At 61.3% G+C, this 13,231-nt stretch carries 11 protein-coding genes; 3 read left to right on the forward strand and 8 right to left on the reverse strand.

Translation table 11 applies throughout. From position 1 onward, the window contains the following. Positions 1–325: 325 nt before the first annotated feature. The 8 genes from IVB01_RS31975 to IVB01_RS32010 all read right to left on the reverse strand — a co-directional run bounded on the left by IVB01_RS31975 (position 326) and on the right by IVB01_RS32010 (position 9,017). Positions 326–3,694, reverse strand: a complete 3,369-nt coding sequence (locus tag IVB01_RS31975) for an adenylate/guanylate cyclase domain-containing protein (RefSeq protein WP_247279618.1) — start codon at positions 3,692–3,694, stop codon at positions 326–328. Between the two features lie 123 nt (positions 3,695–3,817). Continuing rightward, positions 3,818–4,720, reverse strand: a complete 903-nt coding sequence (locus tag IVB01_RS31980; protein ID WP_247279619.1) for a hypothetical protein — start codon at positions 4,718–4,720, stop codon at positions 3,818–3,820. A gap of 114 nt (positions 4,721–4,834) precedes the next feature. Further along, positions 4,835–5,236 carry a hypothetical protein gene (locus tag IVB01_RS31985; RefSeq protein ID WP_247279620.1) on the reverse strand — a complete coding sequence of 134 codons (402 nt, stop codon included), beginning with the start codon at positions 5,234–5,236 and terminating at the stop codon, positions 4,835–4,837. 424 nt (positions 5,237–5,660) lie between these two features. After that, positions 5,661–5,873, reverse strand: a complete 213-nt coding sequence (locus tag IVB01_RS31990; RefSeq protein WP_247279621.1) for a DUF2158 domain-containing protein — start codon at positions 5,871–5,873, stop codon at positions 5,661–5,663. A gap of 299 nt (positions 5,874–6,172) precedes the next feature. Further along, positions 6,173–6,916 carry an HAD family hydrolase gene (locus IVB01_RS31995; protein WP_247279622.1) on the reverse strand — a complete coding sequence of 248 codons (744 nt, stop codon included), beginning with the start codon at positions 6,914–6,916 and terminating at the stop codon, positions 6,173–6,175. Further along, positions 6,907–7,794 carry an oxygen-dependent coproporphyrinogen oxidase gene (hemF, locus tag IVB01_RS32000; protein ID WP_247279677.1) on the reverse strand — a complete coding sequence of 296 codons (888 nt, stop codon included), beginning with the start codon at positions 7,792–7,794 and terminating at the stop codon, positions 6,907–6,909. The genes IVB01_RS31995 and hemF overlap by 10 nt, the downstream gene beginning before the upstream one ends. A gap of 112 nt (positions 7,795–7,906) precedes the next feature. Beyond that, entirely contained in the window at positions 7,907–8,539 is a 633-nt protein-coding gene (queE, locus tag IVB01_RS32005) for a 7-carboxy-7-deazaguanine synthase (protein ID WP_247279623.1), read from the reverse strand. A 10-nt stretch (positions 8,540–8,549) separates the two neighbouring features. After that, positions 8,550–9,017: a tRNA (cytidine(34)-2'-O)-methyltransferase gene (locus IVB01_RS32010; protein WP_247279678.1), complete on the reverse strand. Its 468-nt coding sequence runs from the start codon at positions 9,015–9,017 to the stop codon at positions 8,550–8,552. A gap of 280 nt (positions 9,018–9,297) precedes the next feature. Between IVB01_RS32010 and petA the strand changes: the two genes are divergently transcribed. From petA to IVB01_RS32025, 3 genes are all read left to right on the forward strand, one after another. Beyond that, positions 9,298–9,828 (forward strand): ubiquinol-cytochrome c reductase iron-sulfur subunit, encoded by a 531-nt coding sequence (petA, locus tag IVB01_RS32015; RefSeq protein WP_211407456.1) that lies wholly within the window; start codon positions 9,298–9,300, stop codon positions 9,826–9,828. A 62-nt stretch (positions 9,829–9,890) separates the two neighbouring features. Then, a complete protein-coding gene (gene fbcH, locus IVB01_RS32020) occupies positions 9,891–11,963 on the forward strand; it encodes a cytochrome b/c1 (RefSeq protein WP_247418003.1) in 2,073 nt (690 codons plus the stop codon). Between the two features lie 171 nt (positions 11,964–12,134). Further along, positions 12,135–12,809 (forward strand): dienelactone hydrolase family protein, encoded by a 675-nt coding sequence (locus tag IVB01_RS32025; RefSeq protein ID WP_247279625.1) that lies wholly within the window; start codon positions 12,135–12,137, stop codon positions 12,807–12,809. Positions 12,810–13,231 lie beyond the last annotated feature (422 nt).

Genomic DNA, 13,231 nt, shown 5'->3' on the forward strand with positions numbered 1-13,231 from the left:
ACACCAGAATATCGATGCTGATACGTCTCGGGCATGCTCCCGGAGCCGGGAAGGGACAAACTGCATTTGGCGAGGGCGGCTCTTGGCCGAGCTAACCTGCCGTACCAGCGTCATTATGTCCGCTCAGAGCGGGTCGCCGGAAAAGGGTCCTGTCGGCTGTCACTTTCCTGTTTGACTCCTAGAGATATCGGAGGTTTGGCGCGCGGGGGGCGGGCATCTTTGTTGCGAATCCAGGGCAATGCGTTTGCTGGCGGAGGCGCAATTGCAATAGGGTTCGCATAGAGCGGATGCACTCGACCACCGCAACGCGCTGTGAGCGGCGGGATCAATGCAGTGCACGCCGACAATCGCGCGCACGCTTGAGGTCGGCCGTTTCGGTTCCTTCGTCAAACCAATCGCAGATCGGTTCTAGCAGCGTGCGCGCCTCATCAATCCTTCCTTGCCTCCGCCAGAGTTCTGCGAGGCTTGTGGCGGCGCGCAACTCCAAGGATTTGGCGCTTTGACCACGCGCCACTTCAATGGATCTCCTAAGATGAGACTCGGCGTCGCCGACTTTCGATGGGACGAGCGATAGGAGAATTTGGGCTTTTTGCCGGTGCAATTCCGACTCCCATGCCCTGCCTGTCACATCACCTACGCCGGCCAGAAGCCCCTCGATCAATGATAGTGCGCGTTCATTCTCGCCGACCTTGGCGTCAATCTCTGCCAGCCAGCTATTCATCATTGGCAGCATGAAACCGACACCGTTTTGCCGCGCTTCATCGATTCCCAGTGCGATGTCGGATCGGGCCTCCTCGATCCGGCCAAGCTCGCCGACAGCCCGGCCTCGAGAAATTCTCGATAAAATCGCGTACAGCGAAAACCGCTGTTCTTGTGACATTTCAAAGCTGCTCTGTGCGTTTTCGAGAGCGCGAGCGGCGTCCCCGCGCAGCAGGTGCACGACAGAGGTCATGTAATGAGCAAATGCCACTGTGTACGGGTGAGCAAGATCCTGAGCCAGGGCGAGCGCTTCTGATACGCGCGAAAGGGCTCGATCGGGATAGCCGAGAAACCACAAGTCCCAGGACTGAAGCAGCAGTGAAGCCGCTTGAGGCTCCACCACGTAAAGCTGATGAAGAGGCTGTCTTCCTTCGCTGATCGAGAGCCTGATCGTCTCTTCGAAATGGTTCGCTGAGGATTGGAAGTCCCCGATGGTCAACAACGTGCTGCCCATCACTCTGTGAGCCACCATCGCCAGCACGGGGTCAGACAAGTCTCGTGACCGCAACAGAAACTCATCGGCCATGCTGAGGGCCTCATCATTCCTTCCACCCATCCATGAGTGTCCCCACAACCCAAACAGGGCCTGGAAATATTCAGGGATGTCGCCGAGACGCAGGCATAATGCGCGGGCTCTGGAAAACGCTTCGCGTGTTTCCGTGGAGGCATATCCTTTGACGGCGATAAGCGGTATCCCCAGCGCCAATTGAACCTCGGTCTCTTGTTTGGTCCGCTCGGGGGTTTCGGGCAGCGTTTTCAGAAGCTCAAGCGCACTTCGAAAACTGGCAATCGCTTCGATGTTGGCGGAGTGCGCGAGTGCGCGCTGCCCGGATTTGAACCAATAACGGATAGCTGCACTGTGATTGCCTGCTTCCTGATGATGATACGCCAGGACTTCGGTCTGATTTTCCGCAAGCTCCGGAAACTGATGCTCCAGGACTGTGGCGATCTCGGCGTGGATCTGCTGTTTTTTGCTCCTGAGCAGGGAATCGTAGATCGCATCGCGCAGCAACACATGTTTGAACGCGAACCGGAGGGAAGGCGAAATGTCGACTCGATATACGATGTCAGCCTGTTCGAGCAGCGAGAGTGCTGTCAGCATTTTATCTTCGTCGAGTTGCGATACAGCCGACAAGAGATCATAGGAGAACTCGCGCCCAATCACCGCCGCAATCATTGCAAGTTTGCGACTTGGCGCAACGCGGTCGAGCCGCTCCATCAATGCGTCACTCAGCGTGTCCGGAACCCTGAGCAATGCAGCTTGTGCCGTCCGCTCGGACGCACCTCGACCGAGTACAGGTGCGCTCAACATACTGTTTGTCAGTTCCTCGATGTACAGCGGGACGCCATCGGCTTTTTCGATAATCTGGTCCAGCAGCGGTTGAGGCATTCTCCCGCCCCTCAACAGACCTCGAATCATCGCCTTCACTTCCGCCTGCGATAGTCGAGTCAGCGAGTGCACGGAGATATTCGCATGAGTGATCCACGCAGGGCGGAACTCCGGCCGGCAGGACACGACAAGCAGCACGCGGGCGTGGCCGATCCGGCTGATAATCAAGTCAAGCAGCTCAACCGTCGACGGATCGAGCCAGTGTGCATCCTCAAAGATGCAGAGCGTCGGCCCTTGGACGGAGAACGCCAACAGCATATCGACAAGCGTGCTTATGGTTCTGTTCTTTATTTGCTGCGGGGTCAGGCCGGATAGTTGGAGGTGATCATGCACGGGGATGGATAGCAGTCTGGCGACCAGCAGGACCGGCCCGGTGGAATTATCGGGAAGGTAAGCCCTGAGCTTGGCGAGCTTGTCTGCATCAGGCTCGCGCGCTGTTATTTGGGCCAAATGTTGGATCTGCTCGATGACGGGGAAGAACGCGCTCTGATTGTGGTAGGGCGAGCACTGATGATGCAGCAAAATATGCGGTTCCTGCTGAATATGCGATTTCAACTCGTGGAGCAGCCTCGACTTTCCGACTCCCGGGATGCCCGAGAGGAGTATGACTTGGCCATCACCCTCCTTGACCTTCTGCCACCTGTCGAGCAGCAGGCTCAGTTCGCTTGAGCGTCCAATGAGCGGAGTTAGAGAGCCCGCATGCGCAGCCTCGAAGCGGCTGACCGTGTATTTAGCCGCCAGCACGCGATACAAATGAACGGGCTGAGTCACACCCTTGAGTTCCTGGATCCCCAGGTCCTGAAAATCAAAAGCCGCCGATATGAGACGCCTCGTTGTCTCTGAGATGAGTACCGTATCTGGAGCGGCAAGGGCCTGCAGGCGCGCCGCAATGTTCGGCGTCTCCCCCACCGCGTCCATCGACCACCTGCCGCTGTCTCCAATGTCACCGACAACAACCGGTCCAGAGCAAACACCCACTCGACAAGACAGAGGAACCGGACCTGAAATCTTCGGGACCCCGGACGCGATCTCCAGTGCGGCGTGAACAGCACGAATGGCGTCATCCTCGTGAGCGGAGGGCCAGCCGAAAAATGCCATGACGCCATCGCCGAAATAGCGGGCCACCTCACCGCCATACCGCCCGATCGCGGTGCTGCATTCCTCACGGTATGCGTCGATGAGTTTTTGGAGATCCTCAGGGTCCAGCTTCTCCGAGAGCTGTGTAGAAGCCACAAGGTCGCTGAACAGCACCGTGATCTGACGGAATTCAGGTTCGCGATGCTGCGCAACGGAGGGCGACGCCGCAGCCACTCTTGAACCCACAAGCGTTGCGCCGCCGAGCTGGCCTGAAGCGGTCAAGGCTTCAATCGCCCTAAGCAGCTTCTTGCGGTGGCCTAAGGACGAAACTCCAATTTGCTTGAGATCATTTTCCGTCAGGTCCGGAAGGACGGAATACTCGATGTTGTTTTCCGCGAAGGCTTGGGCGTACTCGCCTAGACCGTGTCTGGCCAGCCACTCGGCTAAGTCGGTGTTTGTCCTCGTCATCGAAGAGGTCCTCCTCTTAACCGCCGTAGGACCCCTTATTCTATCTCACCACGGAGGCGCCGGAACAGTGCGTGGTTGCGCGCTCAGGCCCAGCAAAACCGCGATGATGTCGCGCTGTTCCGCTCAAGCCGCGGGGCGAGCGCTGCAATCTTCGTCTTCTGAAGGCCCTGAACTGAGACCGTATGGGAGCGCTTCTCCGATCGCCTGTCGAAGCTCGTCGACCATTTCGGCTTCGGATTTATGGAGTTCGTGATTATAGCCTTCCGCCAGGATCAGGGCCGATTCATACGTCTCCTGAACGACTGCGATACGGTCATTCGCAGGAAGGGACGCGACGAACTCGATGGTATCTTTGACGTGTGTGGCCTCACTCCCGAGAGAGCTGTGGCTTCTGAGGAAGCGGGTCGCATCGACGCCGTCCGGACACAGCGCCTGGACCTTCTCGACGTCCGCCTCCTGCTTGAGCGCGGCGATGCGCTCCAGGCAGTAGGAGTACCCTATACAGCCGATCGGGTAGTCCTGCGAGCAAAGGTCATCAAAGCGCTTGCAGAGCGGCTTGATCCCCTGCGGGATGAAATTGGTGACGAGTCGCTCGGCTGGTAAACCGAGCGCGCGCAGGTCCTTGAGCGCGAGGCGATCGTGACCAGACTCCTCGCGTGCACGTTCTTCAAGGTAGGCAGCGACCTCGGGCCTGCCCAGCTCCTCGAAGCGGCTGGCGGCGCGCCGCAGATTTCGAGGCGTATCGACAGAGGTGTGATAGGCGCCGACCAGGGCCACTACATAGCCGGTGAGCGTCTGCTCCGGACGCGCGAGGCGTTTTTCAATCGCGGCAAATCCGAGATTGATCGCGCCGTCGAGCAGCCCGATCGTGCTGCCCGCCGTACCCATGCCCATCATCGGCATCGCGAATGGATCTACATTCCCTTTCGTCCCACCCGTCGTGTGGAACCAAACCTGTCCGGAGTCGCGAGCAATGATTGAAATATCACCCGTGACGTTGACCCACTCCGTCCTCAACCGCGTCATTAGAAACCTCCCAACCTGCAGTGCTCAGCAGGACCGTCTGTCTGCCGTTGCCACTTCGGACAGCTTCAAGCTGGAGACGGAGCGCGCCGCCCCTCGAACCGAACGGTAACAGCGCTAGATACCGTTGGGTGTACAAGACATCAGCAAGCGAGCCGTTTCCAGAAGTGACTGGCCGGGTCGAGGGGTCACGCGGCTTTTGTTCGGCAGCACAAAAACGACTTCATCAGGGTTTTGCATCGTGTAGTGACTATCGTGCTCTTCTTCCGTGATGATGACCGCGCGGTTCAGATAGATACCTCGCGCCGCGAGTGCGACTTTGGCTCGGTTCGCGGCGGCGGCTGTCACGGTAGTGTTGTCCGCCTCCCGTTCCAGCAACGAATTTCGGAAATCGTCTTCGACCCACGCGTCGACGATCAACTGTGCGAGGGAATCGTTGGGGCCGAAGGAGAAGGTTGGAACCGTCACCTCTGTCGGAGCTGCCGCGCCTCTCAAAACGACATTCTTTTTAATGGCCATGATCAGCCCTCCTTCATTAAACAGGCTCGGCATCTCGCCGCCCGCATCTTTTAAATGCAATATATTTTTTGCAGTTTAATTGTATAACCTTAGGATGGCAAGTTAGAATAGCGAGCACTGCCGCATGCTTATAAGTCCATCGTGCCAGTCCGGGGGACCACGCTGGCGATGGTTTCGGTTTGATCAGCTCCAAACGAATTGGAAACAAAATTTAAATATCGAGCGCGCCTTTAACGGGCGCTGCGATTTAAACGTCGGCCGATTGCGGCACGCTTTGTTGCTCGAAATTGGGAATGCATAGGCCCCCGGCCTCTCCAATCTTCCTCCATTCGGAGCTTGTCGAGAAATTGGTCGAAGTCCTATCCAAAAGCGCGAGGCCAACGACGAGCACTCGCATCTGACCAGCGCGCGCTCTTAGGTGTGCTTATTCCTCGTCGTCCTCGTCTTCATCCTCGTCGTCTTCGCCGTTCTCTTCCTCTTCCACCTGCACGAGCGTGGCCAGCGGCAGCGTCTCGCGGAACAGATCGCCTTCCATGCCCATCCAGAGGCAGAGCACGTCGTTCTCCTTCACCTCCGCAACCGTTAGCGGCTGACCGCCGGATTTCAGCATCACGACATCGCCGGCCTTCAATTCCATGGATTGTCCTTTCGAGTTGATCGACCCGGACGCGAGGCTAGCAATTTGTCATGACATCCGGAAAACGGCGGATGAGACCGCGCGTGCCGTGCAGAAACGCTCAGATGCCGGGGCCGCTGGCTAGGGGCCCTTCATCGCAAAGGCCGCGACGATGCCATCATGCCCCTGTTTTGCCCGGCGTGTCAAAAGGATTTCGTAAAAATCGAAAGTTGAGTTTGCGTTTGCCGTAAGTCCTTGAATTCGCAGCAGCGCCTACTGTGCATGGGGTTGTTTTTCGATATTTTTGTTTTCGCCTTTGGTTACTCCGGCAGGAGCTCGGTCAGCGAACGGATGATGCGGTCGGGTCGGACGATCGAGCCTTCGGGCAGGCCGTCGCCATGCACGTCGATCCAGATCGAATAGATGCCGAGGCGCTGCGGCGTCACGACTTCCCATTCCAGATTGTCGCCGATCATCCAGGTGTCCTTCGCGGTGACGCCGAGCGCCTCCATCGCATGCAGATAGGCGCGCTCCTCGGGCTTGCCGAAGCCGTGCTCGCCCTCGATCTGGATGTGGTGGAAGCGGTGCGCGAGCTCGAAGCGCTCGACCTTGGCGCGCTGGGTGTCGGCGGCGCCGTTGGTCACCAGCGCGAGCTTGATGCCGAGCGCCTTCAACTGGTCGATCGCCGCATGCGCACCGGGAAAGACGAACATCTCCTCCTCGCGATAGGCGGTGAAACGGTCGGCGAGGCGAATGGCGAGGTCATCGGGCAGGGCGCGATGGCCGGCGGCCGCGAGCGCGGCAAAGCCGCCCTTGACCGTGAGGTGGCGGGCCTCGGCAAGCTTCAGCCGCCATGCGGCTTCCGCGTTGGCCCAGAAGTTTCGCGCGAACGTCAGCACCGCGGTCGCCACCAGCGGCGGCGGCAGCGGCGCGAGTTCTTCGGCGAACTCGGCCGTGATCGTATTCCAGGCGATCTCAGGCCGGCCATAGGCCGACAGGATGGTGTCGTCCATGTCGATCAGCATGGCGCGAGGGAGCGGCGGCATTGCAAGCTTCATGGCCATTTCACTTCCGGCGGCAGCGACGAAAGGATCGAATCCACGTTGCCGCCGGTCTTGAGCCCGAAAATGGTGCCGCGGTCGTAGAGCAGGTTGAACTCGACATAGCGACCGCGCCGGATCAATTGCTCCTCGCGATCCGCCGCGGTCCAGGCTGTCGCGAAATTGCGCCGGATCAGTTCGGGATAGATCTGCAGGAAGGCGCGGCCGACATCCTGGGTAAAGGCGAGGTCGGCGTCCCAGTCGCCGCTGTCGTGCCAGTCGTAGAAGATGCCGCCGATGCCGCGCGCCTCCTTCCGGTGGGGCAGGTAGAAATATTCGTCGCACCACTTCTTGTACTTGTCGTAATCGGCGACGCTGCTGTGCTGGTTGCAGGCCTGTTTCATCGCGGCGTGAAAGGCGATGCTGTCGGCATCGTCCTGCGTGCGCCGGCGCTCCAGCACCGGCGTCAGGTCCGCGCCGCCGCCAAACCAGGCTTTGGTGGTGACGACGAAGCGCGTGTTCATGTGCACGGCGGGCACGTGCGGATTGCGCAGATGCGCGATCAGCGAGATGCCGGAGGCCCAGAATTTTGGATCCTCCGCGGCGCCGGGGATTTGAGCACGAAATTCAGGGGCGAATTCGCCATGCACCGTCGAGCAATGCACGCCGATCTTCTCGAACAGACGGCCATGCATCATCGACATCACGCCGCCACCTCCGGCCGCGCCGGAATGATCGGTGCGCTGCCAGGGGGTGCGCTTGAAACGGCCGGCTTCGCCCGGATAGAGGCTTGGCGGGACGTCCTCTTCCAGCTGTTCGAAGCTCGCGCAGATGTCGTCGCGCAAGGCTTCGAACCACGCGCGCGCGCGGGCCTTGCGGTCTTCGATCAGGGTCGGATCCATTATCGCGGTCATTTCGTCAGCCCTTGCGGACGCCAAACAGGTGCGGCTCTCGTTGCAATTGTCGCCGTGGATGCTGACGCGGGTGAGCTTTGCATCTGTCCGTCTACCAAACCTATCTGATGCCGAGCGACTTATGCGTCTGCACGCTGAGCCGCCATTGCGGATGGCGCAGGCAATAGTCGATCGCGCGTGCGGTGTTCTCGGCGACCTCGGGTCCGTCCATCGGTTGGAGCGAGAAGCGCTCGAAGGCGAGGCCCTCGAAGGTCTCGGGCGGGGCGAGCACCTGCGGATAGACCAGCTTCAGCTCATGGCCGCGCCGCAAAACGAGCTCGCTGCCGCCCTTGGGGCTGACGCAGATCCAGTCCAGCCCCTCGGGGGCTGCAATCGTGCCGTTGGTCTCGACGCCGATCTCGAAGCCGCGGGCGTGCAGCGCGTCGACCAGCGCGGCATCGACCTGGAGCAGCGGCTCGCCGCCGGTCAGCACCACGTAGCGGTTGTCGGCCGATGCGATCCATTGCGCGGCGATGGTGTCGGCGAGTTCCGCGGCCGAGCCATAGCGGCCGCCGAGCGTGCCGTCGGTGCCGACGAAATCCGTGTCGCAAAATTTGCAGGTCGCCTCGTTGCGATCCGCCTCGCGGCCGCTCCAGAGGTTGCAACCGGCAAAGCGGCAGAACACGGAGGCGCGCCCGGCATGGGCGCCTTCGCCTTGCAGGGTCAGGAAGATTTCCTTGACCGCGTAACTCAAGTCTCTCTCCTCAATCGTTTGGGCCTTCAGGGGTCCGGAGCTGACGCAGCGCCTCGCCGGCGGCCATCGCCGCACTCATGGCCACATTGAGCGACCGCAGGCCGGCCTTGATCGGAATCACCAGCCGCGCATCCGCGGCCTCGAGCACCGCGTCGGTGACGCCGGCGCTCTCGCGCCCGAATAGCAGGATGTCCGACGTCTGGTAACGAAAATCACGGTAGTCGGTCGCACCTTTGGTGGTGAACAGCAGCAGGCGACAGCCTTGTGCCGCACGCCAGTCCTCGAACCTCGCCCAGGAATCGTGCCTGACGATGCTGACATGGTCGAGGTAGTCCATTCCCGCCCGGCGGAACGTCCGATCGGAAGCGGGGAACCCAGCCGGCTCGATGATATGCGCGGCCACGTTCAGACAGGCGCAGAGCCTGAGAATCGTGCCGGTGTTCTGGGGAATGTCGGGCTGGAAAAGAGCTATCTGCATGGGCTGTGCGGGGCTGGTTGCGGCCGGAAATGTCTCAATAAAACATCGCTCGTCCGGGAATTCGTGCATTGCACGCTCCCGCGCCGATAGCGGGCTTGCGCTCGCCCGGCAAGGGTGCCAATAGAACGATTCTGGACTGCTGTTTCACCTGTTTAGGTGCGAGCACGCAAAGTTCTGCCGCCGCGGGGGGGGGCCGCGGGCGCCGGCAGCCTTTCCGGGGACCTCATGGGCGCCCCCCGGAGCGGTTCCACCGGCCGCATAAGAAGAAAGGGTTGGAATCGTGACGACAGCGTCTTCGGCGGACCATCCGACACGCCGTGATTTCTTATTCGTTGCAACGGGGGCCGCCGCAGCAGTAGGGGGCGCGGCCGCGCTCTGGCCCTTCATCTCGCAAATGAATCCGGATGCCTCGACCATCGCCGCCGGTGCGCCAATCGAGGTCGATCTCAGCCCGATCGCCGAAGGCCAAGACATCAAGGTGTTCTGGCGCGGCAAACCGATCTACATCAGCCACCGCACCAAGAAGCAGATCGACGAAGCGCGCGCCGTCAACGTGGCGAGCCTGCCCGATCCGCAGAGCGACGAGGCCCGGGTCAAGTCCGGCCACGAGCAGTGGCTGGTCGTGATCGGCATCTGCACCCATCTCGGTTGCATCCCGATCGCTCATGAAGGCAGCTACGACGGCTTCTTCTGCCCCTGCCATGGGTCGCAGTACGATTCGTCCGGCCGCATCCGCCAGGGGCCCGCGCCCGCGAACCTGCCGGTGCCGCCGTACCAGTTCGTTTCCGACACCAAAATCCAGATCGGCTGAGCCTCGGACCGACGTCCGAAGCTTCGTGCCGTCTCGTCGTACTATTTCCTCAGGATCGCATCATGAGCGGACCATCCGACTACCAGCCGAGCAATCCGGCCCTGCAATGGATCGAGCGGCGTCTGCCGATCTTTGGTCTCATCCATTCCTCCTTCGTCGCCTATCCCACCCCGCGCAACCTGAACTATTGGTGGACCTTCGGCGCCATCCTCTCCTTCATGCTGGGGATGCAAATCCTCACCGGTGTGATCCTGGCGATGCACTACACGCCGCATGCCGATCTCGCCTTCAAGTCGGTCGAGCTGATCGTCCGTGACGTCAATTACGGCTGGCTGCTGCGCAACATGCACGCGGTCGGCGCCTCGATGTTCTTTGTCGCCGTCTACGTCCACATGTTCCGCGGCCTTTACTACGGGTCGTACAAGGAGCCGCGCGAGGTGCTGTGGATCCTCGGCGTCATCATCTATCTGCTGATGATGGCCACGGGCTTCATGGGCTACGTGCTGCCTTGGGGCCAGATGAGCTTCTGGGGCGCCACCGTCATCACCAATCTGTTCTCTGCCATTCCCTATGTCGGCGAGAGCATTGTGACGCTGTTATGGGGCGGCTATTCGGTCGGCAACCCGACGCTGAACCGCTTCTTCTCGCTGCACTATCTGCTGCCGTTCCTGATCGCGGGCGTCGTCGTGCTCCACGTCTGGGCGCTGCACGTCGCCGGACAGAACAACCCCGACGGCGTCGAGCCGAAGACGGAAAAGGACACGGTGCCGTTCACGCCGCACGCGACCATCAAGGACATGTTCGGCGTCACCTGCTTCATGCTGCTCTACGCCTGGTTCATCTTCTACATGCCGAACTATCTCGGCGATGCCGACAACTACATCCCGGCGAACCCGGGCGTGACGCCGCCGCACATCGTGCCGGAATGGTATTACCTGCCGTTCTACGCGATCCTGCGCTCGATACCGAACAAGCTCGCGGGGGTCATCGCGATGTTCGGGGCGATCATCATCCTGTGCTTCCTGCCCTGGCTCGATAGCGCCAGGACGAAGTCATCGAAGTACCGTCCGCTGGCCAAGCAGTTCTTCTGGATCTTCGTTGCGGTCTGTATCCTGCTCGGCTATCTCGGCGCGCAGCCGCCGGAGGGCATTTACGTCGTTGCCGGCCGGGTCCTGACGTTCTGCTACTTCGCCTACTTCCTGATCGTGCTGCCGCTGCTCGCGCGCATCGAAAAGCCGCGACCGGTACCGAATTCGATCTCGGATGCGGTGTTGGCCAAAACCGGGAGCAGGTCGACCCCGATGGTGTCGACCGCGATAATGCTGGCGCTCGCCGGTTCGTTGTTCGCGGGCTCGATCGACAGCGCGAAAGCGTCCGAGGGTGGCGACCAGCCGCCGTCAATCAAATGGTCGTTCTCGGGCCCCTTCGGTAAGTTCGACCGCGGCGCGCTCCAGCGCGGCCTGAAGGTCTATAAGGAGGTCTGCGCCAGCTGCCACGGCCTGTCCTACGTCGCCTTCCGCAACCTCGCCGAGCCCGGTGGGCCCGGCTATTCGGTGGCGCAGGCCTCGGCGTTTGCTTCCGAGTACAAGGTCAAGGATGGCCCGAACGATGCCGGTGACATGTTCGAGCGTGCGGGCCGGCCGGCGGACTATTTCCCCTCGCCATTCCCGAACGAGCAGGCGGCGCGTGCCGCGAATGGCGGCGCGGCGCCCCCGGACCTGTCCCTGATCACCAAGGCGCGTTCTTACAAGCGCGGCTTCCCCTGGTTCATCGTTGACTTCTTCACCCAGTACCAGGAGCAGGGTCCGGATTATGTCGCGGCCGTGCTTCAGGGCTTCGAGGACAAGGCCCCCGAGGGCGTCACCCTCCCGGAAGGCTCCTATTACAACAAGTACTTCCCCGGCCACGCCATCAAGATGCCGAAGCCGCTCAGCGATGGCCAGGTCTCCTATGACGACGGCTCGCCGACCACCGTGGCGCAATATGCCAAGGACGTCACCACGTTCCTGATGTGGACCGCCGAGCCGCACATGGAAGCGCGCAAGCGCCTCGGTTTCCAGGTGTTCGTGTTCCTGATCATCTTCGCGATCCTGATGTACTTCACCAAGAAAAAGGTCTGGGCCGACTCGCACTGAGCGGCGCGAGCCGAAACGGGAGAAGAAGCCCCCCGCGAGGGGGCTTTTTTTGGATGGTCAAGGGCTCGCGCTACGCGCGTCCTGGAATGACGCGAGTGTGGATTGCGCCGCGCGCTCTCAGCGGCCAAAATACCGCCAATCGCTCCCTCAGAAAACGCGTCGGAGGACACCATGGGAACCACCATCACCTTCAAGCGCCCGGACGGCAAGGACGCCTCCGGCTATCTCGCCAATGCCGCGCGCGGCAACGCGCCGGGCGTGGTCGTGATCCAGGAATGGTGGGGCCTGTCGGACCAGATCAAGGGCCTGTGCGACCGCTTCGCGCTCGCCGGCTTCGATGCGCTGGCGCCCGATCTCTACAAGGGCAAGGTGGTGCCCTATCACGACACGGACAGCGCCAACAACGAGATGAACTCGCTCGACTTCATGGACGCCACCACGCAGACGGTGCGCGGCGCCACGCAATATCTGTCGCGCAACGGCGCCAAGGTCGGGCTAACAGGCTTCTGCCTCGGCGGCGCCGTCACCATCATCGGCGCGACCAAGATCCCGGAGCTCGCGGCCGGCGTCGTGTTCTACGGCATCCCGCCGGAGCAGGCGGCCAAGCCCGCCGACGTCAAGATCCCGCTCCAGGCCCACTTCGCCAACAAGGACGATTGGTGCACGCCGGAGCTGGTCAATGGATTCGAGAAGGCCATGAAGGCTGCCGGCAAGTCGCTGGAGCTGTTCCGCTATGACGCCGAGCACGCCTTCGTCAACGAGCAGCGCCAGGCCGTGCACGACCGCGAAGCCGCCGAGCTCGCCTGGGGCAGGGCGACGGAGTTTTTCCGAAAACATCTGGGGTAGGTGGAGCGCCATCAGTCGCGCCACATTTTCGATGTCCCGGCGAAGGCCGGGACGCATAACCCCAGGAGGGGTTATGGCGCGAGCTTGTAACCACTAGTCTTCGTCAAACCAATTCATGTGGCTATCGATCCCGGCCCTTCGGCAGGATGACGGCGGAGGTCGAAGTCGGAGCGCCCCGTATCCCACAGCGCTGACCATCAGGCGGCCACCACGTGACCGCCCTTGACGGCGCCCCCGCGCCATGGTGAGTATCGACCCCATGAGCACCGCCGTCCGCGCAGCCCGTCTCTGGTGGCGCACCTCCTAACGAGGTGGCCGGTGCGATTTTCCTTTCCTAAATCGTCTGAGGTCGCCCACGCAGTGCGGCGGCCTGATCGTTTGTCCTGTGTGGCGTTCCCTCGGCAAGTCTCGTAAGAGGACCA

The sequence above is a fragment of the Bradyrhizobium sp. 164 genome, from assembly GCF_023073715.1.
In the GTDB taxonomy this organism is placed as follows: Bacteria; Pseudomonadota; Alphaproteobacteria; order Rhizobiales; family Xanthobacteraceae; genus Bradyrhizobium.

Coding starts and splice junctions, on each gene's coding strand:
- IVB01_RS31975 (WP_247279618.1), bottom strand. CDS start 3,694: ATGACGAGGACAAACACCGACTTAGCCGAGTGGCTGGCCAGACACGGT.
- IVB01_RS31980 (WP_247279619.1), bottom strand. CDS start 4,720: ATGACGCGGTTGAGGACGGAGTGGGTCAACGTCACGGGTGATATTTCA.
- IVB01_RS31985 (WP_247279620.1), bottom strand. CDS start 5,236: ATGGCCATTAAAAAGAATGTCGTTTTGAGAGGCGCGGCAGCTCCGACA.
- IVB01_RS31990 (WP_247279621.1), bottom strand. CDS start 5,873: ATGGAATTGAAGGCCGGCGATGTCGTGATGCTGAAATCCGGCGGTCAG.
- IVB01_RS31995 (WP_247279622.1), bottom strand. CDS start 6,916: ATGGCCATGAAGCTTGCAATGCCGCCGCTCCCTCGCGCCATGCTGATC.
- hemF (WP_247279677.1), bottom strand. CDS start 7,794: ATGGATCCGACCCTGATCGAAGACCGCAAGGCCCGCGCGCGCGCGTGG.
- IVB01_RS32010 (WP_247279678.1), bottom strand. CDS start 9,017: ATGCAGATAGCTCTTTTCCAGCCCGACATTCCCCAGAACACCGGCACG.
- fbcH (WP_247418003.1), top strand. CDS start 9,891: ATGAGCGGACCATCCGACTACCAGCCGAGCAATCCGGCCCTGCAATGG.
- IVB01_RS32025 (WP_247279625.1), top strand. CDS start 12,135: ATGGGAACCACCATCACCTTCAAGCGCCCGGACGGCAAGGACGCCTCC.